Annotated in this window: 20 protein-coding genes, 2 tRNA genes and 2 CRISPR repeat arrays; of the genes, 6 read left to right on the top strand and 16 right to left on the bottom strand. The window is 49.1% G+C overall.

Annotated features, from left to right (window positions below):
• Nucleotides 1–3: 3 nt before the first annotated feature.
• From MHI45_RS25350 to MHI45_RS25335, 4 genes are all read right to left on the bottom strand, one after another.
• A complete protein-coding gene (locus MHI45_RS25350; protein WP_341119838.1) occupies nt 4–909 on the bottom strand; it encodes a branched-chain amino acid ABC transporter permease in 906 nt (301 codons plus the stop codon).
• A 453-nt stretch (nt 910–1362) separates the two neighbouring features.
• Nucleotides 1363–1451: transfer RNA gene (locus MHI45_RS25345), tRNA-Ser, on the bottom strand.
• Nucleotides 1452–1458: 7 nt separating this feature from the next.
• Nucleotides 1459–1534, bottom strand: a tRNA-Asn gene (locus tag MHI45_RS25340).
• A gap of 128 nt (nt 1535–1662) precedes the next feature.
• Nucleotides 1663–2427: an MBL fold metallo-hydrolase gene (locus MHI45_RS25335; protein ID WP_341119603.1), complete on the bottom strand. Its 765-nt coding sequence runs from the start codon at nt 2425–2427 to the stop codon at nt 1663–1665.
• 126 nt (nt 2428–2553) lie between these two features.
• On the opposite strand from MHI45_RS25335, the gene MHI45_RS25330 reads away from it, so the two are divergent.
• Together MHI45_RS25330 and MHI45_RS25325 are read left to right on the top strand one after the other, a co-directional pair.
• Nucleotides 2554–2982 carry an Lrp/AsnC family transcriptional regulator gene (locus MHI45_RS25330; protein WP_341119602.1) on the top strand — a complete coding sequence of 143 codons (429 nt, stop codon included), beginning with the start codon at nt 2554–2556 and terminating at the stop codon, nt 2980–2982.
• Nucleotides 2983–3573: 591 nt separating this feature from the next.
• Nucleotides 3574–4212, top strand: coding sequence for a pentapeptide repeat-containing protein (locus MHI45_RS25325; RefSeq protein ID WP_341119601.1), 639 nt, complete (start codon nt 3574–3576; stop codon nt 4210–4212).
• On the opposite strand, the gene MHI45_RS25320 is transcribed toward MHI45_RS25325, so the two are convergent.
• The gene (locus MHI45_RS25320; protein ID WP_341119837.1) at nt 4205–4690 is read right to left on the bottom strand and encodes a SprT family protein; all 486 of its coding nucleotides are present in this window, start codon (nt 4688–4690) and stop codon (nt 4205–4207) included. The genes MHI45_RS25325 and MHI45_RS25320 overlap by 8 nt on opposite strands.
• Nucleotides 4691–4809: 119 nt before the next feature.
• On the opposite strand from MHI45_RS25320, the gene MHI45_RS25315 reads away from it, so the two are divergent.
• Nucleotides 4810–5169 (top strand): hypothetical protein, encoded by a 360-nt coding sequence (locus tag MHI45_RS25315; protein WP_038586996.1) that lies wholly within the window; start codon nt 4810–4812, stop codon nt 5167–5169.
• A 77-nt stretch (nt 5170–5246) separates the two neighbouring features.
• Entirely contained in the window at nt 5247–5384 is a 138-nt protein-coding gene (gene cmpA, locus MHI45_RS25310) for a cortex morphogenetic protein CmpA (RefSeq protein WP_144024341.1), read from the top strand.
• 363 nt (nt 5385–5747) lie between these two features.
• Here the strand turns inward: cmpA and MHI45_RS25305 are convergent, their stop codons facing one another.
• The gene (locus MHI45_RS25305; RefSeq protein WP_038586993.1) at nt 5748–6239 is read right to left on the bottom strand and encodes a DinB family protein; all 492 of its coding nucleotides are present in this window, start codon (nt 6237–6239) and stop codon (nt 5748–5750) included.
• A 166-nt stretch (nt 6240–6405) separates the two neighbouring features.
• Between MHI45_RS25305 and MHI45_RS25300 the strand changes: the two genes are divergently transcribed.
• Nucleotides 6406–6987 carry a CGNR zinc finger domain-containing protein gene (locus MHI45_RS25300; protein ID WP_341119600.1) on the top strand — a complete coding sequence of 194 codons (582 nt, stop codon included), beginning with the start codon at nt 6406–6408 and terminating at the stop codon, nt 6985–6987.
• Nucleotides 6988–7243: 256 nt separating this feature from the next.
• Nucleotides 7244–9892: direct repeats of the CRISPR family, unit length 32 nt; unit sequence GTTTCAATCCACGCTCCCGCACGGGGAGCGAC.
• Between the two features lie 179 nt (nt 9893–10071).
• On the opposite strand, the gene cas2 is transcribed toward MHI45_RS25300, so the two are convergent.
• The 8 genes from cas2 to MHI45_RS25260 all read right to left on the bottom strand — a co-directional run bounded on the left by cas2 (nt 10072) and on the right by MHI45_RS25260 (nt 20548).
• Nucleotides 10072–10362: a CRISPR-associated endonuclease Cas2 gene (gene cas2, locus MHI45_RS25295; protein WP_341119599.1), complete on the bottom strand. Its 291-nt coding sequence runs from the start codon at nt 10360–10362 to the stop codon at nt 10072–10074.
• A 17-nt stretch (nt 10363–10379) separates the two neighbouring features.
• On the bottom strand, nt 10380–11408 hold the full coding sequence (gene cas1c, locus MHI45_RS25290; protein ID WP_341119598.1) for a type I-C CRISPR-associated endonuclease Cas1c: 1029 nt from the start codon (nt 11406–11408) through the stop codon (nt 10380–10382).
• 8 nt (nt 11409–11416) lie between these two features.
• On the bottom strand, nt 11417–12103 hold the full coding sequence (gene cas4 / locus MHI45_RS25285) for a CRISPR-associated protein Cas4 (protein ID WP_341119597.1): 687 nt from the start codon (nt 12101–12103) through the stop codon (nt 11417–11419).
• On the bottom strand, nt 12103–12966 hold the full coding sequence (gene cas7c / locus MHI45_RS25280; RefSeq protein WP_341119596.1) for a type I-C CRISPR-associated protein Cas7/Csd2: 864 nt from the start codon (nt 12964–12966) through the stop codon (nt 12103–12105). Before cas7c ends, cas4 begins: the two co-directional genes overlap by 1 nt.
• Nucleotides 12966–14864 (bottom strand): type I-C CRISPR-associated protein Cas8c/Csd1, encoded by a 1899-nt coding sequence (cas8c, locus tag MHI45_RS25275; RefSeq protein WP_341119595.1) that lies wholly within the window; start codon nt 14862–14864, stop codon nt 12966–12968. The genes cas7c and cas8c overlap by 1 nt, the downstream gene beginning before the upstream one ends.
• 1 nt (nt 14865) lies before the next feature.
• On the bottom strand, nt 14866–15531 hold the full coding sequence (gene cas5c / locus MHI45_RS25270) for a type I-C CRISPR-associated protein Cas5c (RefSeq protein ID WP_341119594.1): 666 nt from the start codon (nt 15529–15531) through the stop codon (nt 14866–14868).
• Between the two features lie 24 nt (nt 15532–15555).
• On the bottom strand, nt 15556–17862 hold the full coding sequence (gene cas3, locus MHI45_RS25265; RefSeq protein WP_341119593.1) for a CRISPR-associated helicase Cas3': 2307 nt from the start codon (nt 17860–17862) through the stop codon (nt 15556–15558).
• 803 nt (nt 17863–18665) lie between these two features.
• A CRISPR array of direct repeats spans nt 18666–20103; the repeat unit is 32 nt; unit sequence GTTTCAATCCACGCTCCCGCACGGGGAGCGAC.
• Between the two features lie 271 nt (nt 20104–20374).
• Nucleotides 20375–20548 carry a hypothetical protein gene (locus tag MHI45_RS25260; RefSeq protein WP_038598778.1) on the bottom strand — a complete coding sequence of 58 codons (174 nt, stop codon included), beginning with the start codon at nt 20546–20548 and terminating at the stop codon, nt 20375–20377.
• 141 nt (nt 20549–20689) lie between these two features.
• On the opposite strand from MHI45_RS25260, the gene MHI45_RS25255 reads away from it, so the two are divergent.
• A complete protein-coding gene (locus tag MHI45_RS25255; RefSeq protein ID WP_038586987.1) occupies nt 20690–20968 on the top strand; it encodes a hypothetical protein in 279 nt (92 codons plus the stop codon).
• Between the two features lie 169 nt (nt 20969–21137).
• Here the strand turns inward: MHI45_RS25255 and MHI45_RS25250 are convergent, their stop codons facing one another.
• Complete coding sequence (locus MHI45_RS25250; protein ID WP_341119591.1) at nt 21138–21392, bottom strand: hypothetical protein; 255 nt, start codon at nt 21390–21392, stop codon at nt 21138–21140.
• A 227-nt stretch (nt 21393–21619) separates the two neighbouring features.
• Nucleotides 21620–23725 carry a molybdopterin-containing oxidoreductase family protein gene (locus MHI45_RS25245; RefSeq protein ID WP_341119590.1) on the bottom strand — a complete coding sequence of 702 codons (2106 nt, stop codon included), beginning with the start codon at nt 23723–23725 and terminating at the stop codon, nt 21620–21622.
• Nucleotides 23726–23833 lie beyond the last annotated feature (108 nt).

The raw sequence follows: 23833 nt of genomic DNA, 5'->3' as shown, positions 1-23833 counted from the left end.
CTCCTACACTTTCTCCCGGACATTCTTGCCGAACAGCCCGGATGGTTTAAAGATAAGGATCAGGATCAATACTGCAAAAGCCACTCCATCACGCCAGGAGGAAAATCCGAGCGAAGAAATCTCCGTCTCTACCGTTCCCAGCAGCAATCCGCCAACAAGCGCCCCGGGAATACTTCCAATGCCTCCAAGCACTGCGGCTACAAAAGCTTTAAGCCCCGGCATAACGCCCATCAGCGGATCGACGGAGTTGTAAGTCATGCCGAAAATCACTCCGGCAGCAGCGGCCAGCGCCGAACCGATAGCAAAAGTTGCCGAGATGGTGCGGTCTACGTTGATCCCCATCAAACGGGCCGCCTCCACATCGAACGATACCGCCCGCATCGCTTTACCGGTTTTGGTGTAACGTACGATATATTGCAAGAGAATCATAAGAATTATGGTTGTTAGAAGAATCATGACTTGATTGGATTCCACTTGAATGGATGTGCCGAACAACTGGTACTGTTTCTTGTCCATTATGTCCGGGAAGCCTTTCGCCTGAGGCCCGAGAATAAGCACTCCAGTGTATTCCAGCAGGAACGATACGCCAATGGCCGTAATAAGTGCGGCTATCCGGGTCGATTTGCGCAGCGGCTTGTAGGCGAAGCGTTCAATCGTGATGCCCAGCAGTGCGCTGATGGTCATCGAAATTATAAGCGACAAGATCAACACAAGCACAGGAGGGAGCCCTGCGTTCGCCAAATATTTTGCGCTGTAGAGTCCGATAAACGAACCGACCATAAACACATCCCCATGCGCAAAATTGATCAGCTTAATAATTCCGTACACCATGGTGTAACCAAGGGCGATTAGAGCGTAAATACTGCCTACGGAAATACCGTTAATTAACTGCTGAACGAAGTACTCCATCGCCATCCCCTTCTCTCCATAATAATCAAAAATCCCCTTTCTACGCCTTACAATCTGTTCATTCCCTCAAGATGTCATTTATATTAACATACAGTTATTTCTCCGTCACTAATATATGAGCGGTTTTAATATAAAATTCGAAATTATACGTTAGGTTTATTTACATTACGAGTGAATTACATGGAGTGTTTTGTGTATTATCCGCAAAAATCGATGAAAACCGGAGTAAAGAAGAGGATTTTAAAGGTCGTTTGTTTTTGTATTTATTTCCTTTTCTGTTACAATGCTTTGTTTTTCTGTAAATAATATAACATTTGTCTCTTTACAGCTTCAATCCTTCAATTTATTAAAGAGGTAACGGGTTGCACTGGTAGTCCGGCTGGAAAAGCATGAGTATACAGCACAAAAAAAAGAGCCCCGTTCGGGAGCTCTTACTGTCTGAAAGTATCGATACGGAGAGAGAGGGATTCGAACCCTCGCACCGCTTACGCAGTCTAACCCCTTAGCAGAGGGTCCCCTTATAGCCACTTGGGTATCTCTCCAAGTAAATGGCTCCCCGAACAGGACTCGAACCTGTGACAACTCGATTAACAGTCGAGTGCTCTACCAACTGAGCTATCAGGGAACATTACATGAACAAGGAATAATTTATCATGATTTCGTGATCTAGTCAAGCGGACAAAAGCCACTCTGAGATCGTTTACAATCAACTCATGTATCTGACGGGCCCAACACTATACACGAAGCTTAGATTTAGGCATCGACCTGAATCCATTCTCCATCCAGCGGAAGGGCAACACGGTCCAGTAGCCCCTCCTGCTGCAAACGTACTTTAAGCAAGTCACGTGTAACCAGACAATGATTAATGGCATCCATATGGACGGCGATGACGGATGTTTCAGGGGTATAATGGCATAAATCAACGACATCCTGATCATTCATTGTAATATGCCCTCCCGCTATGAACTGCGCGCCTCCGGCATTGACAATGACCGCTTCCGGACTATACTCGTCCAAGGCTTGTTTGACCTCCGCGCACCAGATGGTGTCTCCGGCCAAATACAGCACAGGCTCACCTTCAGCCTGAAAGATAAAACCGGATACCTTGCCCATCCGCTCTCCGATCTCTCCTGTTCCATGCCGGCCTGCGGTTCGTGTCAGGGTCACCCCACGGAATGATAATGCAGCATTGTCTTGTACCACGGTGATATTACCGAACCCTTGGGCAGCGATAGTCTCCTGATCCCCATCCTGGCATAACAGCGGGATCTCATGCGGCAAAAGTGACACCGCCGCCGCATCCCAGTGATCCTGATGCAGATGTGTAACCAGCACAGCATCCGGTGAAAGCCACTGCTGAACCGGCCCCGGCAAAGGAACGAGCGGATTTCTGCGGTCATTCTCCGTATTCACAATCGGCGGATTGGCTCCCTGCTCGCTGAGCATCGGGTCGATCAGGAAGGTAACACCGCCGTATTCCAGCCATAAGGCCGCATTGCGGATCAATTGAATTTTCATCCTAAACACCTCTTCTTTCCAGCTGTCTTCTGCTACAATTAATTATAAATGGACCTGCATGCGGAATACATTGTGCCGTGAAAGAGATTGGCCTGTTCTATTTTCATCTGGAAAGGAATTTAACTTATGACCCCCTACCTCATCGACGATACAGATTACCGCATCCTTCAATATCTTATAGAAGACTCCACGCTCAGCCACAAGGACATCGGAGAATATGTTCATATGACGGGGCAGGCGGTAGGCGCACGAATCCGCAGAATGCGGGAATTGGAGATTATCGAAGGTTATACCGTCCGCTGGAACCCGCTCAAAATCGGACAGAGCATCCACGCCTTTATCACCGTGTTCTTAAGCTCCAACGCCGCACATCCTCCCTTTCAAAAGTTTGCCCTAAACCACAGCAGCGTAGTGGAACTGCACCGGGTCAGCGGGGAAGGCTGCTACTGGATGCGCGTGCGTACCGGGGATCAGGCGGAGCTGAATGGCTTTCTCGACGAACTGCTGGATTATGGCAATTATCGGATTAATCTGGGCATGAAACAGCTCAAATAAACCGTAGTCATCACCAGATGGACAGCAGAATAGGTGAATAGCAGAATAGATGAATAGCAGAATAGATGAATAGCAGAATAGATGAATAGCAGAATAGATGAATAGCAAAAACAGCTGATTGGCAATAACGCCAAACAGCTTGTTTTTGCTGCATATTTTTCGAAATACCAGCCGCCCTCCGCTGAACATCAATAGAGTGACTCTGTGAAAGGTCTCTACCTCTACCTCTACCCCTACCTCTACCTGCTGCATTCTATACAATAGATTTGCCTCTCAGCCGTCTGAATCGGCGTTCTGCTGTATTCTGTGCAATAGAATTTGGCCAGTGCCCCTGATTTCCGGAGAAGTGACGGATTCTGCTGCACGAAATACAATAGATTGCTATTTGCAGGCCAAAAGTAAGAAATCTGCTATATCTTTTGCAGTAGAAAGCCTTTAGGTTCCCGTTATGCTTGGGCTATTATCACTGTTCTAAGCTAGCCTCCAGCAGACTACCGGAGCATTGACAAAATACCTGCCGCGCAGGATAGTTAACTCATTCACCCGCTGCTTCGGCGACGGAACCACTCATTATCATTATTGGAGGCTAGCATGAACCATAAAATTGATCCGCCCAAAATCGCCGACCCGCTCTCTCTGCCAGTGCAGCAAGTGTTCTCCCTGGAGTCCAAAGAGGAGTTCAGCCTCTGCGCCATCAGCGATACCTTCATTGAATATCAGGAAGCGTCCAAGGTATCCTTCGATAAAGTACTGTTCAAAAATGTCACGATTACCGAGTCCACACTCCGTGCTGTCGAGCTGACGGATGTGATCTTTGAAAACTGCGATCTGTCCAACGTGGATTTCAGCGAAGCCTTCATTCACCGGACAGAGTTCAAGCTGTGCAAAATGATCGGAACTGACTTTACCAGAGCAAGATTCCAGAATGTCCGTGTGACGGACTGCATAGGGGACTTCGCGAGCTTCCGGTTCGGAAACTTCAAACAAACGGCCTTCGAGAACAGTTCGCTGAACAGCGCCGACTTCTATCAATCGGCTTTCAATAAAATGTCGTTCTCAGTCTGCAAGATTGACCAGGCGGTAATGGCAGGCTCCAAATTAAGAGATATCGACTTAAGTGACTGCGAATTCAGCGGCCTGAATGTGGATATTGAAGATCTGCCGGGCTGTATTATTTCCGCAGATCAGGCGGCTTCTTTTGCCGGGCTGCTGGGCCTCGTCATTAAGTAGACTGGCCATTCCCTAGTTCAAGTGCTACCAGCTTCAGCTTGCCGGCACATTTGCCGCAGCGGTAGCGCTTCGGGTCAGCCTTGCGCTTGCGCGGATATTCCATGGCACAATCGGTGCACACAAGCTTATACCGGTAAGGCTGCGGCTTGCGGGCCTTGGCCCCCGGCAGCGCTCCGCAGTAACGGCTTCCGCCGACCTGGGCCAGCAGGCTTTTGAAATCGGCATCCCGGTGCATATATCCCCGCTTCGCCAGATGCAGATGGTAGTGGCAGAGCTCGTGTTTGATGATCTTCTCCGTCTCATCACGCCCATACATCGCCAGCTGCTGCGGGTTAATCTCTATATTATGGCTTTTGGTAAAATATCGTCCGCCTGTAGTCGTAAGTCTGTTGTTAAAGCTTGCTTTGTGCCGGAATGGCACGCCAAAGCTGCCCAGCGACACCTGCTCGATCCACAGCTGCAGCTCTTCGTTACTCATAGTCGTCATAGCGTTTCTCACAGGTCCTCTCCACAGGAAATAAGATCTCTACTTGAATTGTAACTTGCCCATAGGCTAAACTGTCAAGAAGGAAGACAAGTCCGGAGGGAGAATGACGTATGCCGAAAATGCGGTATGTAATTTTGCAGCAGAAACAGGAATTGCAGTTTGTGGAAATGCCGGAGGAATATGCGTACCAGCTGAGTGCGCTTAATCTCCGCCTCAATAAAGAGATCGACAAGCTGACGGCGGACAATGTGCCAAACCTGCCGCTGGCCATCGCGGAATGTGATTCGCTGGATCTTCTGCGCGAGGGGTATACGCTGGAGTCGGGGCTTGCGTACATCAACCGGCTGGAGAGCGCTTTTTCCTCTATTCAGGAGAATAATTATCCGCTGATCTCGCTGCTGACGGAAATCCGTGCGCTGCAGGCACAGCTGGAACAGTGGTACGAAGAGGAAGAAGAAGGTATTCATTAAATTGTAGCCTTCGCCGCACCTTTGGGCACTCCTTCCCATATGCTGTACATAGGAAGCATGCCAGAGGAGGGGTACACTTGCCACAGTGGCTCTGCCATCAGCTCATGAAGGCTTATTTCAAAAAGGACCGCCGTCAGATCAAGCTGCTGAACGAATGCTGGTTTTTTTACCGCAATTCCGCCGAATCCCGTGATTCTGTACCTAGAGAAGTATAGAGTTATATTGCAATTCAGGTGTGTGTGAAGATCAAAAGCCACGATTACCGTCAGGGTAGCCGTGGCTTTTGGTTTGTGAAGATCCTCAGGCGCTTACATTTGCCGCAAGCACGCTGCCTCGTCGTCTATGATTTTAGAACATCGGGAAAACGTACCGCACCAGGAAGAACAGGATTCCGAATATGATAATAATATACGCCGCGTATTTAATAAAGGTGGATGCGACAACGCTGGAATCCGATTTCTTGTGTATAGCACCCATTAACCCCGCCTTTTCCTGCTTGAAACAAATAGCCGCATCCCCACAAAGCCAGGATATACCCGGTCAGCGGAGATGCGGCTTCATTATTGTATGTTAAATAATCAGTTAAAACTGCGGTGGGAAGGCCAGGAGCCTTGCAGCTTGCGGACCAGCACAATCTGTCCGGTGTGGTAGGAATCATGCAGAATCAGGCTCATCACTTCTTCACCCGGAGCATGGCCCGAGCCGCCCCAGTCGTAGATGCCTTCCTCCAGCGCCTCAATCACTTCCCGCAGTGAAGCATGGATGGTCTTCAGCTTGGCAACCGCCTGTTCCCACGCTTCTTCCCCACTTGCTGTTACGGCAAAAGTGGCGTCGTTGCTCTCTGCATCCGGCAGCTGCGGCAGACCTTTGAGCTTATTCAGCAAACGTTCCTTGTAATAGGTCAGATGGTTGACCGTCTCCCAGATGGAGTTGCCCGCTTCCCCCGGCTTCCAGCTGGCCTGAATGCTATCCACACCCTGCAGCGCATCACTAAGCGGCGGCGCCCAATCCTCGACATCCATGGCATAATCCCAGTTTTGCAGCAAAACATCGCTAATCTTATTCTGCATGTTTTACCTCCTCAAAGTATTGTGAGCAATGTAACCACTCAAAGCTCCGATAACCGTTACACAAGAAATGTAGCATATTCAAGCGGAGGATTCAAGTAACTAGCAAACATGTTTTTTAACTGTTACAATCAAGAGAAAGAGAAGGCTGCGGAAGGATGGATGAACCGTGCTGTGGGAGGATTTCATTAACAGCTATTGGCGGGATTGGCGGACAGGCGACCGCAGCAAGGACCGGGACAGGCTGGAGGATCAGGAATGGCTGGAGAAGTGGCTGGAGCAGCAATCGTTGCAGGTAACATCGCCGCCGGAGCCTGATGAACTGGAGCAATTGAAGCAGCTGCGCGGCCTGTTGTGGGGCGAAGTGCAGAAGCTCGTGCAAGGCAATAGCGCAGATCCTAAGCTGCTGGAGCAACTGAATATGTATATGGGCAAAGGGCCAGCGATTAGACAAGTAGTCTGGAAGCCGGACGGCCGGGCGGATCTCTCTCTTCTGCCGCAACGCAACGACTGGGAACAGGTTATGGCCGAGATTGCCGCTTCTTTTGCTGCTGCCCTGCTGGAGAAGGAAACCGCCCGTTTCCGCATCTGCGACAATCCTGACTGCCTCTGGGTCTACTACGACGATACCCGCAACCGTTCCAAGCGCTACTGCGACGACAAGCTCTGCGGCAATCTGATGAAGGTGCGCCGCTTCCGGGCACGAAAAAAAGCAGAAGATGCCGGGGATGCCGGGGATTATGTTAACTGATATGGGATGGTCACCAGATCGAATCCGCTCCAATCATACTTAAGCCAATAATTCCATGATAGAGAATAAAGAAAGTAGCCGCCTGAAAAGGCACACATAAACAAGGTTAAATCTAACCTAAAAAGTTTGCTGAAGTGACCATGCGTATAGGGGGCAACGCGCTATTTGGGCAAACCGTGTTGGCGTATTTGGATTTCGATTTACGCTTCCCGTAGGGAGCGAATAATGCGCGCGTGGTTATCTTCCATCCAAACGTGTTTCAATCAACGTTCCCGCACGGGGAGCGACACTGCCAAATAATGTGAGACTGCCTGTCACGTCTATGTTTCAATCCACGCTCCCGCGTGGGGAGCGACTCACTTGGCAAACTTGGCAGTTCTGATCCCGCGGCGTTTCAATCCACGCTCCCGCGTGGGGAGCGACATGGCTTAACCGTGAGGATCGCCCGCTCATAAGGACTGGTTTCAATCCACGCTCCCGCGCAGGGAGCGACGTTAATTAAAGACCTTTATTACTGCGACAGGGTCGTTTCAATCCACGCTCCCTCACGGGGAGCGACCTGGACGTTATCGTGGTTGAGATCGGAGAGATCCAGTTTCAATCCACGCTCCCGCACGGGGAGCGACCAAATCCTCACGTTCAGACGAATCATAATAAGAGAGTTTCAATCCACACTCCCGCACAGGGAGCGACATGCTGATTTTCATGTGATCGCCTCCAAAAATAAGTTTCAATCCACACTCCTGCACGGGGAGCGACGGGATAATAAGCCCGCACCGGTAGGCATAGGCACGTTTCAATCCACACTACCGCACGGGGAGCGACAAGTGAAGCAGAAAAAAATGCCGCCAGGGTGGGCATTTTCAATCCACGCTCCCGCACGGGGAGCGACGCGAGAGATTGAACGTACACGGCAGATGCTTCATGTTTCAATCCACGCTACCGCACGGGGAGCGACCATCATGACGCTCATCATAAATCATTATGATCCGTTTCAATCCACGCTCCCGCACGAGGAGCGACTATTGGCTTGATCCAGCTTATCCTTATAATGATAGTTTCAATCCACGCTCCCGCACGGGGAGCGACCATGTCTGCGTCGACTATTACGATCCACAATACGGGTTTCAATCCACGCTCCCGCACGGGGAGCGACGTCATTTGCCTGGTCTAACTTGTCTTTGTAATGGTAGTTTCAATCCACGCTCCCGCACGGGGAGCGACCTCGCAAACATGAGCGTTACGACAGATATTGACCGTGTTTCAATCCACGCTCCCGCACGGGGAGCGACACTCTAATAGATTTATCAACTCCCCATATAATTGTTTCAATCCACACTCCCGCACGGGGAGCGACAATTAAAGATGGACATGTCACTTATGATATTTATGTTTCAATCCACGCTCCCGCACGGGGAGCGACTGAAAAAGACCGTAGTCAAAGCACAGCGACCCAAGTTTCAATCCACGCTCCCGCACGGGGAGCGACCTCCGGTACGCTGAGGAGACAGCAGCCCGTAATGATGTTTCAATCCACGCTCCCGAACGGGGAGCGACGCGACGAATTGAAACGTTATGCACACGAACTATTCGGTTTCAATCCACGCTCCCGCACGGGGAGCGACAATCCTGAACTGCTCAGGGGAGAGGCGGCAAAGGCATGTTTCAATCCACGCTCCCGCACGGGGAGCGACTGTCACGATATCTTTTTTATGGGCAAGCAATTCGTGTTTCAATCCACGCTCCCGCACGGGGAGCGACCCAACCGTTAAGCAGTCCGTAGACGAGGCGGCGGAGTTTCAATCCACGCTCCCGCACGGGGAGCGACAACCTGTACCATTTCGCATTCTTGTGTGCCTTCGTGGTTTCAATCCACGCTCCCGCACGGGGAACGACGACATAATCAAAGCCCTCTCTCAATTGATCATTAGTTGTTTCAATCCACGCTCCCGCACGGGGAGCGACCAGACTATACGCGATAAAGCACGACCTAGGCGCGTTGTTTCAATCCACGCTCCCGCACGGGGAGCGACAACTGGAAGAAGCGCTGACCCGCATCCAGGACAAGTTTCAATCCACGCTCCCGCACGGGGAGCGACGCCAGGTGCGCAGCTCCCTGGTTGTCGTATACACGCCGTTTCAATCCACGCTCCCGCACGGGGAGCGACGAGACCAAAACGGGCGTTGTTGAGATTGATGAAAACGTTTCAATCCACGCTCCCGCACGGGGAGCGACTTTAACCTGCGTTTTCAATATCCACTTTGGAAATGGTTTCAATCCACGCTCCCGCACGGGGAGCGACGATTAACACCATCCCAAGTAATATCCGCAAAGGCCGTTTCAATCCACGCTCCCGCACGGGGAGCGACGGGTCAACAAGTTTGAAGAGTTTGCGGACTGGGCAGAGTTTCAATCCACGCTCCCGCACGGGGAGCGACATCAAATGTGCTACTAACTACGCTACTGACTGCGAGTTTCAATCCACGCTCCCGCACGGGGAGCGACTCAGCGAGGATTTCAAACTGATGCCTGAAAGAGTAAGTTTCAATCCACGCTCCCGCACGGGGAGCGACGAGGGTGAAAACCATGAGTAAACCATTAAACCTTGTTTCAATCCACGCTCCCGCACGGGGAGCGACTTTTATACGCCAGTGCCGCCTCAGTCAACGATAGGTTTCAATCCACGCTCCCGCACGGGGAGCGACGTAGGCATCATCCCGGCCGGTATCCGGTTCATTGTTTCAATCCACGCTCCCGCACGGGGAGCGACGAGTCTCTACGAGTGGCACCAGAGTTACCAGCGAATGTTTCAATCCACGCTCCCGCACGGGGAGCGACTCTATCCAAGTACCGCTTTGACTGCGGCTAGATAGTTTCAATCCACGCTCCCGCACGGGGAGCGACAGGTACCCAAAAATCCCTTGCTACGTAAAGGATCAGGGTTCCATAAGTGCGAACCTCTTTTATACGCATTTTTTCACTTATACAATAAAGCAAAAATAGCACAAAGCGCTTGTCCCACAAGATGTGCGAACCTCTCAGGGTTTTTATGTGCACTTGTGGTTCGCACATTTACTTGTCCACTAGAGTAAGAGGAATCCTTCGGGATCATAGCTCTCTTTGGCACCAATATGTTCTACTTTTCTTTTCCAATTGGCTCCGAGCGCGTAATAGCGAATACTATCCTTGCTCTTATCCATTTCCGATTCTAATTTTTGCTTGAGCTGTTTATATTGAACTGGATCTACAACACATTCAAACACGGAGTTCTGTACTCGTTGGCCGTAATTCTGACAGTGCTTAGCGATTCGGCGCAGCCTTCTGCGCCCTTCTGGAGTCGTAGTTTCCACATCGTAAGTAATTAATACCATCATCCGGTGAGCTCCCCTTCCTACTTAAATAAAAATGGAGGGTAATCGCTAAGATCACCTCTGATATACCTCGCTAGGAGTAAAGATTGAGCGTAGGGAAGCAACCCCAAGGAAATATTTTCATTCAGATACGGGTGTCTGATTTCATCCTGCTTTCTTTTCTGCCAGGCGGCAAGAACTTCCTTTCGCCCATCCTCTGATAGCAGAACCGCACCGTTCTCTTTAATTATGAAAGCTTTCGACGTTATTTGTTTACGATTGATCAGTGACAAAGCTAGACGGTCCGCCATATACGCCCGTAGTTCCTCCATCAAATCAAGGGCTAATCCGGGGCGCCCAGGACGGTCACGATGAAGAAAACCTACAGCAGGATCTAACCCCACAGTCTCCAGAGCCGATTGTACATCAACACGTAACAATGTATATAGGAATGAGAGGAGCGCATTAATTCTGTCCCGGGGAGGACGGCGATTGCGTGTAGCCATATGAAATGCTTTTTTCTCAACCAAAATCAATTCATTCATGGCGCTAAAATACAGTTTGGCCGCTTCCCCTTCCACACCTCGGAGTTGATCACCGTTACTAACCCTAGAGGTACCTGCCGCCAATCGTTTCAGCTTAGCTGAAATACTCATTAGTAATTCGTTGTCCACCTTTTCTCCGTGATCCCTAAGCGCCCGGTTGATGACACTTCTGGAATTGATGATCTTTGCCTGAATGAATCGTTTGGCCACATGAACAGCTTCCTGTCCGTCGGCATAACGATACTGCTTGCGGCGGAGCAGCACATTTCCAGAGGTTTTCCCCTGAATTCGAGCTTTGAATCCCCCATGTTCATTTAAAAAGGATAGCGCAACACCCCGCTCTGCGCATAAATGAAGCAGCCCCGGGCTGGCTCCGGTATAACCGAAAGTCACAATTCCCTCAAGGTTATGAACAGGAATACGAAACTTCTCTTTCTGACTGGTTTGAACCACCACATTTTCTCCGTCCCTGGCTAGGTAACTATCAGGAGAAGTGATATATAGCGTATTCAACAGTTTTCTCACTGTATCACCTACTCCTCAAGAAACGTATCCATGTAACGTTCAACATTGGTTTTTTTCATCTTTGGTAAGCAAATGTCATAAAGCGAACAGGATAAACAAGCTTTGGAATATTGGGGTGCCGGAGTGATGCCTTTAGCAAAACAGGCTCGCATTTCCCTGAGATAAAATTCCACGCGTTCCCTCAACTGCACGGTGAAAACAACTTCCTGTCTTCTTTCCTGTTGACCATAAAAAAGAGAGCCCTCTTCAACTTCAACCTCCAACATCTCTTCAAGACACATCGCTTGTGCACATAATTGCACCTCATCCCAATCATCACTCTTAGGTTTACCACGTTTATATTCCACTGGATAAGGTCTCCATCGACCTTTTCTTCCAGATAGATTAGTCACAAGCTCCGGACGGTCCATATCTTCCTCGGCATGAAACTCAACAACGTCTGATATGCCGCTAATTCCAAGATGATGAGATACCAGAGGCATTGCTCGTGAGATCAGAATCTTCCCTCTGGTTTCACGAATCGCCGGATTATCTGCTTTGCGATGTAAAAGGTCCCCCTCATAAGTGCGCACATTGTCCAGCCACTGCTGCTCCATATGGATAAGTGCCCACTGACGCGGACAAAAGGCAAAATGCTGGATACCAGACAACATTAAATACTCATCTTCATGATAAGGACTCAGCGCCGTCTCCATTATTTCTCAGTCAAGGTCACACCTTCGGGCAACTGGGCTCCGTCTATCGTAATATGGTAGTCTGTATATTCCCTCGCAGGTACACCAGGTACACTCTCTACATGAATACGTTCAAATAGTTTATGAGCAGGGGCATTTCCAAGAACCGAATTGTGCTCAAAAACAATCAGTTTACGGAGAGCCATCTGTCCCCGTGAAGCGGAGCGATCATACTCGAACATATTCTCAATGGCAGTCCACAATAATTCTAGGTCGTCTGATGTGAAATTTGTTTGCTGAGCCAAATGACCCGACACATAACCATCCATACGATAAAGCGCATAGGGAATAATGTGCTTACGCCCCATTTCCCGATCCTTATCCGCCCCCTCTTGAGTAACGGCTTGACGTGTGATTGTTAACTCCTGGGAGAATACAGGATCGATACTGCGTGCAAAAGTAAACTGAACGGGTCCACGAACTTGTCCGCAATTGATTTTGGTAGTCATAACAGCTCCAAATGTCCGCACATCGAAAAAGTTATCGCACATCCAGCGGGTCAGCTTATAACTTTCTGCTTTATCTGCAGGTTTCAGCTCTTTGAGCTTATCCGTATCTTCCTCACGCAGAGCTCGATAAGCCTGACGATGCTGTTCATTCAATACAGCCCCTTCGGATACATAAATATGATGGCCTTCCTGTCCGCCTTTTGCCACCTCTACGTAATTACGGATCTTGCGCTTCAGGCATACGTCCGTAACAATTCCATGGCCTGTCTCCGGGTCTATTCTTGGCATATTTCCAGCATCCGGATCTCCATTGGGATTACCATTCTTCACATCAAAAAAGATCGTAAATTCACAGCGGTTAATAGGCGTACTCATTATTCATCCTCACCCTTCTCTTTCTGAATTGGCGTGCTTACGGAATCCATCTCAGAACTCCCTTGTCTAGCGCTGACGGTATGCTGTGCCTGATGATAATAGCCAAGAATAAACAACCCTTGTTCCTGGAGATTTAAATGAGTTGGAAAAACCGGAACCCCGGATAGCACCTCAGCGATCTCCCGATCTCTATACTTACCGTATTTAGCTTTAGGATTAGAAATATGTGCTTGAGCCAAACGGATTAAATTGGGGAATACCGCCAATGGGGTGGTGGAAGCCGAAGAAAAGTAACGGTCTTTTATAGTCGTATTTAATTTACCATATCCGCCTGAAGCTTCGATCTGTGCGCGTTCGAGTACAGCAAATAATCTTCCAAGCCGATAAGCTACGGGCTGTGCCTCTTCATTCTCATTGAGTTCCATCGTCAATGCTCCCTTCAAAGATTCATTGTTATTAATTCGCGCATAGCGCAGTAAGTACGCTTTAATGACTGAAGCACGAATCCAGGCACTCCCTGCACTTTCACCGTAAGGAGATATTCTCCCGTCAACCCGGACTCGTCCTATAATTGCCGCATAAACAGAGTAAGGATACGCACTACCTTGGAGCACAGAACGGAACCAAGCTCCAGCCATTGCTGCAGTGGCTGTTTTCATTTTGGAAGAATCCATATTAGCATGAACCGTCTCCCGCATTACTCTGAATAGACTCGGCAAAGCCGGTAGCTTGTCTCCTGGGCGGCTCATAGCCATGTCCGCAGTATGTTGAGCCAATTGAATGAATAGCGAACCGAAGCTGCCCTGCCAATAATAGCGGACCGCTAATCTGGCCACATTTGGCGAGAGCCCAAGTACCGTGAACGGCGTTTGCGCTGCAGGCAGCATCTCCTCCGTTACTGTCATTCCGCTGCGGACGCGCAGCAGTAGATCCTGAATTTGCTGGGTCACCCCGGTATCTTCCTTATCTTGATCGCTTGGAGCATCGTCAAAGAAGTCACCGAACATCCCCTCCTGTACTGCCCATTCCGAATCCTGCCCCAGCTTGCGATCCGCCCAGAAAACAACTGTCATATCCCCTACCCCCCGCAAACGGTTCTCCCGGGAAGCAAGAAGGTGGTTCAACGCCTTGGCATATCCCGCAGAAGCTTCCTCGCTCACTGGCGCATTAAAACTTTGCTCTTTGCCATACGATAGAAGAGCTGGAAAGTTAAAAGAAACCAGATTAGCTCCGACGGACTGTGCATCGGCTACACCTTTGATTTTGATCTCATGTGTACGGGCAATCGGGCGATTGGCTTCACCGGAGATCAGACAAGTTCCATAGACAGCACCTTCCTTGTCTTCTCTTCGGGAATCAGCCCATATACGCATGACCTCTTCTGACTGATGTACATTGTTTGAGCTTCCCTGTAGTTTGAATACGAAATTATTATCTGTACCGGATAGTACATTGTTGAGCATGACCTGAAAGGATTCATCTCCTTCAGGCTCTTCGGGATTCCAGCGTTCAAAAAAGCGGAGTACCGCCTTACCATCTGGCGTTTCACAGTTTTGCAGCAGTGCTCGGTGCAACTCGCGACTGGCATCAAATTTCTTCAGCGATAATGTACGTATACCACTTTTATCTATAAGGCCAAGTACATATTCAGCCTTATCGGACAGAAAGTAAGGTTTTACCCCACTGGATCGCGCTCCATGCTCAGGAACGTTCATCGGTAGAGGCACAGGCCGTTTTCCTGTCGTATCACGGATGTCCAGAATACGTAGAGGTTGTCCATCTTTGGAAAGCTCCAGCACAAAAGATATCTTATCAGTACTATATCCAGGTGGAGCTATTCCTGAAGTGGGGTCTTGGGAGAGCTTTAAATAGCGCTCGTAAAGCGATTGAGTAATCAACTCATTGTCCTCCCTTACATAAATCCGGCACTTCAATAACTCCACCGTTCATTATGGCACGGAAAAACTTTGCCTCCATGTTGGCCCTGTAATCCATATCCCAGAGCATCCACTGTAAATCGCGTTCCCCCGTCATTGTATAATCAGAAGGCGGCAACGCTTCACCACTATCAATCAGCTTAAAGTGTGCTGGAAACTCCCGACAACCAAAATAAGGTTGCTGAAACATCTGTCCTAAACGGGCTCTCCGAAGAAAAATATTGTAGTGCTTCTCAGGGGAATCTGCAGCACCTGCTTCCGAAGACATCTCAAAATGGGCTTCAATAATATAACCGACATTTTTCAGCATTAAAGTCATACGTTGCTGCCGCTCCTCCGTGACAATCTGGCGTACATTGCTGGTCTTACCAGCCATAGCCGATTTCACAGTTCCCACAGATAATTTAGACTCCGTCTCATTCCGGCGGATGGATTCGAATTTAATTTCATTCAGCACATGGATTCGATCCACCACCCAGCGAATAGCCGGCTTCCAGTGGATAGATTCCAGAATACCTCGTGCCGCAGAAGGCGTAATAACATCATAACTGACCCTTTCCGCCTTCATTTCCGGACGCGTAAAACACGCATAATCCCCCCAGACATGCAGCTTCACACCATAACCCATAAACTCCACACCTCCTTGCTTTTATTAAAGAATATAAATTTCCTTCGCGGCATGCTCAGCAGAATAAGGCTTGATCCCCGTTTGCGGACTATACCAAGTTCCGGGACGTTCCAGCACTCTGATCCCCTCGCGAATCTCTCTCAGTTCTCCGGCACGTTGAAAAGCCGAGTACTCATAATTGTGGAGTTGCACCGTATAGGGCTGAAGTTGCCGTAATAGCTCTCTGCTCAATTGTGGAGCATAACGTATACGCTCAAGAAGGACCGAGAACGCTATTTTATCCTCCTCCACTCCATTGTCCTGTTCCTCGTCAGTCTTATAAGGAACTATGACCGGCTCCATCTGCTGATCAATCATTCGAAACTCCCGGCCAATCTCGGCAAAAGGAAAGGCAAGCTTCCTGCCCTCTTTTTCAATCTTGGCTATAATGTCCTTACTATCAGTGGAATCTGCGCTGCTGATGTGCTGGTAATACGACAGTTCAGCAAAGTAATTCTCAACTGCGGTTAAGGATAACGGATCAATTCCTTTTTCCAAACTGCTCGTCAGGATGGTCCTTGCCAGAGTACCTGTTAAGCTCATCCAACCGGGAGGTAAACCTCTTTCCGACTCAAACACATGCACCATCCCGCGCCCCAATCTTCCATTTCGATTACAGCGCCCAGCAGCTTGAGCAATCGAATCGAGTCCGGCTAATTCGCGGTAGACTTCAGGGAAATCCACATCTACTCCCGCTTCAATTAATTGCGTGCTGACAAGCAGACAAGACATATTTGATTCAAGACGTTTGCGGACTACCTTCAAAATATCCATTCTATGTCTTGGACACATTCTCGCGCTTAGATGGTACAGCCCTTCCGTGGAATCCCCCGATGAATGATTTTTTGATTGCTTCAGCACCTCGAACAGATCACGAGCTGTTTTCCGAGTATTCACAATACATAATGCCTGAGACAGCCCACTCATTTCTCCGGCCAGCATTTCGAGACTCATGATCCCTCGGGTAGACACTTCTACTCGCTCAAACTGCTTAAAGCGCAATTCTGGTTGAGTCACAATCTCACGAATGGAAACTTTCGGTGTAGCTTGTCTTGCATTAAGTATCGTTGCGGCTGGGGGTTGTGTTGCAGTACACATGACCACAGTGCAACCATAATTTCGCACTAACTCCTCAAGCGCGTACATGCAAGGCCCGAAAAAACCACCATTCATCATCTGCGCCTCGTCCAAAACGATTATGCTGTTCGTGAGATTATGTATCTTTCTGGTCTTGGAGCGTTTGTTGGAGAAAAGCGATTCAAAAAATTGAACGTTGGTTGTCACAATGACTGGCATATCCCAATTTTCTTCAGACAGTCTTCTCAAGTCAGAGAGCTTACGCAACTTCTTCGCATTGTCTATCTCTTCCTCTGACTCTTCCACCTCCTGCTGTACATTAGAATGATGCTCAAGGACAACCTCTTCTCCTAAAACCTCACGAAAAATCTCAGCATTTTGTTCTATTATTGAAGTATAGGGGATTACATACACAATACGCTGGAGTGTTTTATGCTGAACCGCATGTTCCAAAGCAAATCCAAGTGAGACTAAAGTCTTGCCGCTGCCAGTAGGTAGAGTAAGTGAGAATAGACCTTTTGGGAGTCCTGCCCTTTCCATACACTCCCTAAAAATTTCTGCGCGATTATAATCTACTGGCTCACGAGGTGAAGAGAATCTCGCCTTCATATGAGCATGATAACGTTGAAGAAGCACAGGGAAGTCGGCGTTCACACCTCTCAAACTCGCTTGACTAGGGTTAGAAAAGACCTCAGTATTTAGCGAATCTGCATCCACCAAGCATGAAAAAAGCATACGTGTAAGAAAGGATCTTTGAAAAGATGGAGAAATGCCAGTCTGTAACGAGAACTGTACAGGAATTTCCGGTATCTTTATCTCTTTGAAAGCAGCATTATAATCCAAGGGTTCTTTGTTCAGCCTGCGTGTGAGACAAGAATCCGCCCCAGAGTACGTACCGTAATCAGGCAACCCGCTATGATGTCCGGCAATAACATATGCAAGAATAGTAGCCATTGGATGTTTAGGCCATGACTTCATAATTTCTCTGGCACCTGCTGTAGCATGATCAACACGTTTCGTCGAACCTTCCAATCGGCGCTGAAACTCCTCTGCGTATTTCCCAAGATCATGCATAAACCCTGCAATGTAGCCCCATTCCCCCATTCCGAATTGCGAGGAGAACGCCTCCGTTAATTTAGCTACCTCTTCTAAGTGCGTCAATAATAACTGCCAATCCTTCTTATCCGCAGACTCTGTGCTATGCGCGTAGTACATTACTCACTCCTTTCTAAGTACGAAGAACTACTCTCTCTATAAATACTCCAATATTCTCCAATATCCTTGATTTATTCCCCAAAAATATAATCATTTTGTTGAACATTTGTAAAATGGTGTCTATAAGATTGCAGGCGCTCCAATTCTTCAACCTACCTGAGGTAAAGGGCCTGTCCTCTTACGAGCAAGTGCCTCAATCATATAAATTGCTAGTTTCTCATAATGCACATTTAGATGTTCGTGAATAAAGGCGCAGACTGCACTTATCAACTGAGTTTTCATGAGCTAAATTTTAGGATCTTTCAAGGTATAACCTTCTTCCTTCCTTTATATTTCTTCTTATGTTATAAAATTAAAAATGAGTTTATAATAGTAACAATAGCTCTTAGAAGAGCTAGGAAGTATTAATAAAATCACAATAAAGGTATTTTTTGTATTTTTTAATTCGCACTAGCTTTTCTTGCAACCTCCCAGCTCTGCGTACTATTATTAGATAAGAGACATTAGTCGCTCCTTATAAGGAAGCGTGGATTGAAATTTATGATTTAATATTGGCAATAAAAGAAGCTGTCCTTTAGGTTCATAACCTTTAGGACAGCTTCTTTATTTTAAACTCTAATATCACATCTAGATATGAAGATCCAAACATTCCGGATCCAAGCTCTTACACATGGATTGACAGAGCATCATTCAATTATTCAATATCCATCTTAAATACGTTTCAGCAAACATCCCATACGGGCGTTGACATAGTTAAATGACTTTCGACTGAACATGTTGTCATAGTCTGTATTCTTCGCGGTGTTTCAATCCACACTCCCGTACGGGGAGCGACTTTCCACCCTATACCCAGATACCCCAGCACCCAAGGTTTCAATCCACACTCCCGCACGAGGAGCGACGTTATAAACATAATCGTTTAGATTGGAGCCCCCTTGATTCAATCCACGCTCCCGCACGGGGAGCGACCAATCCCAATAACTACACTGTCAGCATCGAGCATGTTTCAATCCACGCTCCCGCACGGGGAGCGACGTTAGTAACGGCCCTACCTACGCTCCGGGCTGGCGGTTTCAATCCACGCTCCCGCACGGGGAGAGACGGCTCCCCGGCCTGTTGCAAAGTGAGTATTGCAGTGTTTCAATCCACGCTCCCGCACGGGGAGAGACGGCAGGCTGCCGAAGTTCATATGCTCACCTTTCAGGTTTCAATCCACGCTCCCGCACGGGGAGCGACCTCGCTTCGATCTGGATCAGCGCCGCCTGGTAACAGTTTCAATCCACGCTCCCGCACGGGGAGCGACTTACCGTAAACGACGTATCGCCCGGCAACAACGTCGGTTTCAATCCACGCTCCCGCACGGGGAGCGACCCGGCCCATAGGCGCGGCGCAAGCTCCAAATCGGTGTTTCAATCCACGCTCCCGCACGGGGAGCGACAATCGATGTGCGTCAATTCTTCTGGCATGGCAATGTTTCAATCCACGCTCCCGCACGGGGAGCGACGACACGCAGGATCAAGGATATGATATGGCAAAGGTTGTTTCAATCCACGCTCCCGCACGGGGAGCGACTCGTGGATGCTTCAAAACCTTGATACTCGCAACGTGTTTCAATCCACGCTCCCGCACGGGGAGCGACACTGGCTGCCCGGTTTGTGGAGGTGCTGCGTGGATGTTTCAATCCACGCTCCCGCACGGGGAGCGACGCTGACCGTTCATTCATGATTGGGCCATTAACAGATGTTTCAATCCACGCTCCCGCACGGGGAGCGACCCAACGACGATTGATGCCAAGACCGCGGCGAAAATGTTTCAATCCACGCTCCCGCACGGGGAGCGACAGCGTCGCGTAGCTTTTGGATCGCATCAATCCGCGTTTCAATCCACGCTCCCGCACGGGGAGCGACGCTTCTTTCGCATGGCTTATGCTCCTTTCTGGTATGTTTCAATCCACGCTCCCGCACGGGGAGCGACATGATAGCGGTTGGAGTGCCATCCAGCCCCATCAAGTTTCAATCCACGCTCCCGCACGGGGAGCGACACGTTGATTCGAACACTGACCGGATAACGCTGAGGTTTCAATCCACGCTCCCGCACGGGGAGCGACATCTTATCAACGTCCAGCACGTATAAGTCAGGTATGTTTCAATCCACGCTCCCGCACGGGGAGCGACTTAGTCGCCTGCGTAAATCGAGCCTGTGTTCCGGTGTTTCAATCCACGCTCCCGCACGGGGAGCGACAGTTCACCCGAAAACCCTTACTACGTAAGGGTTCAAACAGCTAAAAGTGCGAACCACTCAAAATATAGATACTTCATCACAAGTATATTCTGCAAAATTTACGAATTACCTTCTACCATCAAGGGTGCGAATCTCCCAGAGATTCCATGTGCGCTTCAGGTTCGCACTTTTCAGACTATCAGAGAAGAATTGATTTAAGAAGAGGACCATGCTAAGACAGGAACTGGATTGTACGAGGGTACAAAACGAAGACATACAAAAAAATGACGCTTCATTCTTCAATTTCTATAATTCCTTTTTCTTTTTCGAACTGTTCTATTTGTTGTTCGATTAGATACTCTATCTGCATAGCAATGGACCGCTTGTTTCGGTCTGCGATATATTTGATTTTACTGAAATTTTCATCCTTTAACCGTAAAGTAAACACTCTTTTATCCGTAGCCATATATTTATTACTCCCTAAAAGTGATGTCATTATTGTATCATTGTGAAATTCGCACTCATACATTCACATTGACACCTAAGTGATGTCACTATATAATTAAATATATACATTCCATTTCATTTTTTTGTCGGAGGAACAATCATGGCTGATATAGAGCACGCTTTTAATCAATTTCTATCCATACGTATGGACTACATCGATAAGTCAATTTTGTCTCAGTCCGATGAATATAAGCACCTAATTGGTGATTGCAACCGGATTTTTTTAGATTTACTAACCAAGTTGCCTGAAGATTGTAAAGATACTCTTCAAAATTATGATACAGCCACCACCCTCCTTCAAGGGATTGCAGAAGTATTAATGTACAAACAAGGATTACATGATGGCATTAGTCTTAATCGACTTTCAGCCGATACCTAGTTTTATAGAGTGTTATTTTCTTTTTCAAGATACCACAGTACATAATATCAATCCTGCATGGGGAGATACACTCCTCCTAATAATTCATATAAAAGCACTCAGTTTTCATCAGTTTTCTTGTCTAATCTTTATCTGTGTCCTTTATTCTTACCTTATCCATTTCCTCGTCCTAATGCTCTTCCTTCACTCTGTCCTGCTCCAGCTCCGCCTCAATCTCCTGATCGCTGACATAATCATCGCCGGCTGTAAGGCCAAGCTTCTCCTTGATTTTCTGCATGTCGTCATGAATTTCTTTCGTTCTGACATGTATGCTGAGCAATAATCCAAACCCTACTGCAAACAATACCAGTATCCCGTATGGGCCCAAAAAAGTGGTTAATACCACAGCAGCCAAAATCGCGAGTATCGTTCCAACTATCATCATGTTCAGCTATCCCCTTCAGGTTCATTTCGGCTCTGCCTGTTTTCCGCTTCAACCTCCCGTTCAATCATATTTATTCACCCTGAACCTTGTTTATTTATGGGAATTTTAACATTGGTTTCTCAACCTCAGCAACGCAGATTTTCCTATACTCAAAAAACATCAGCTATTGCGTCAATAATCAAAACAGCCGCCCTTCACTTGCAAGGGCGGCTCATTTATTTGCAATATTACGACTCTTGAACCACCGTCTCCGGTTGCTCCTCTAGCTTCAGCTTCTCCACCTGAATGGTGGTCGAGAAGAAGGTAGCACCGCGGCCCATGTCGCTGAGCCGGTCCGGTGTCAGAACATTGACCCGCTGCGGGCCGTCTTCCCCTTCCCACCAGAGGCCTTGGCTGATCGCCGTGCCGGGCAGCATTTTGTCGGTCACAACGGCCTTCAGCACGATTTCGCCCCGGCCGTTATAAACCTTCACTCTGTCCCCGTCACGGATGGAGCGGGCTTCGGCATCCAGCGGGTGGATCTGCAGCATCGGCCCCTTCTCCATCCGCTGATGTTTCTCCACATTGGCAAAGGTGCCGTTCAGGAAATTGTGGTTCGGCGGCGAGATGAAGTTCAGCGGATACGGATCGTCTGCACGGGGACGACGTACACCGTCATATCCTTCCTTCAGCGGTTCGTAAACGGGCAGGGGCGAGAGGCCCTCCGCCTTAAGTGTGGAAGAATACAGCTCGATTTTGCCTGATGGCGTGGGCAGCTTATCCAGGAAGTTCTCGCGCGCTGTCAGATCCAGCTTCACATGGCGCTCGGCCTGCAGCCGCTCCAGCGTGACACCGTTCAGGTACGGATTAGCCGGATTGTCCAGCGCTTCGCGGATCATTTCGTTCTCGCTCTGACTGAAGGCCTCCTCGTCAAACCCCATCGCCCGGCCCAGCAGCGAAAACAGCTCAAAGTTGCTTTTGCACTCTCCCGGTGCCTCAATAACTGGCTCCTGGAGCTGCATATAGTGATGCCAGTAGGAGGCATACAGATCGGTATTCTCGAACGAAGCTGTTGACGGCAGCACGATATCGGCATACTTCGCGGTGTCGGTCATGAACAGCTCATGCACCACGGTGAACAGATCCTCCCGCTGCATGCCGGCGCGCACCCGGTCCGCTTCCGGCGCCACAACCACAGGGTTGCTGCAGAACACAAACAACGCCTTCACCGGCTGCTCGGTCATCTCCAGCGCCTGGGCCAGCCGGTTCATGTTGATGCTCCGCGCCCGCGGATTAGGGCGCACCTTCGGCCGTTCCAGCGCCCGGGCATTAAGTGCGTTATAGGCGCCGTTGTACTTCAGCGCGCCGCCGCCTTTTTTCAGCCATTGGCCGGTCAGGGCGGGCAGGCAGCTGATGCTGCGCACGTTCATCCCGCCGTTGTCATGATGCTGCAGGCCGTTGCCGATCCGGATGTAAGACACATTGGCTTCGCCGTACATCCGTGCAAGCTGCTCCAGGTCGTCCACAGGGACGCCGGTAATATCCGAGACAGTCTGCGGAGGATACAGCTGCGCCTGCTGGCGCAGTTCCTCATGCCCAAACGTATAACGGACCAGAAAATCTTCATCCACCAGCTTGTCACGGAACAGAATGTGCATAATCCCCAGCGCCAGCGCACTGTCCGTTCCCGGATGGAGCTGGATAAACCAGTCGCCCCACTGGGCCGTACGGTTGCGGTGAACATCAATAACAATGACCTTCGCCCCGCGCTTGCGCGCTTGTTCCGCCAGCACCACCTGGTGCATATTCGTACTGACGATGTTAGCCCCCCAGATAATAATCAGGTCGGCGTTCACCGTATCCTCCGGATTTAATCCGCCCTTGAAGCCCATCGTATGTTTCCAGCCTTCATTTCCGGCGGATGCACATATGGTCAGCTCCAACCGGCTCGCGCCAAGCGCATTAAAGAAACGGCGGTTCATCCCCTCCACACTGAGGAAGCCCATATTGCCGTAAAAGTTATAAGGGAGGATGCTCTCGGAGCCGAACTCTTCACTCACCGAGCGAAGCTTCCGGGCAATTTCAGCAATGGCCTCATCCCAGCTGATCGGCACAAAAGCTCCCTCCCCTTTAGGGCCAACCCGCTTCAGCGGCTGTGTCAGCCGGTCCGGATGCTGCGTCCATTCGCCTGCATGCCGCACCTTGTTGCAAATCGCTCCTTTGGTCACCGGATGCTCCGGGTTGCCCTCTATCTTGACGAGCTTTCCGTCCTTTTTGTGCAGCAGCAGCCCGCAGGTATCCGGACAATCGAGCGGGCATACCGCGGGAAAGACTCCGTCCTGTATGTTCTTCATGTCAGCTCTCTCCCATCGCTTATAGCAAACGTTAAGATTATAGCTTAATCATACACTAGGGCTCTGGGCGTGAACAGAGTACCGAAGTAAATCCCCATTGGAAAAATG

It is taken from the genome of Paenibacillus sp. FSL H3-0321 (assembly GCF_038002865.1).
Taxonomy (GTDB): Bacteria; Bacillota; Bacilli; order Paenibacillales; family Paenibacillaceae; genus Paenibacillus_AQ.
This window is presented reverse-complemented; position numbering and strand designations above follow the sequence as displayed.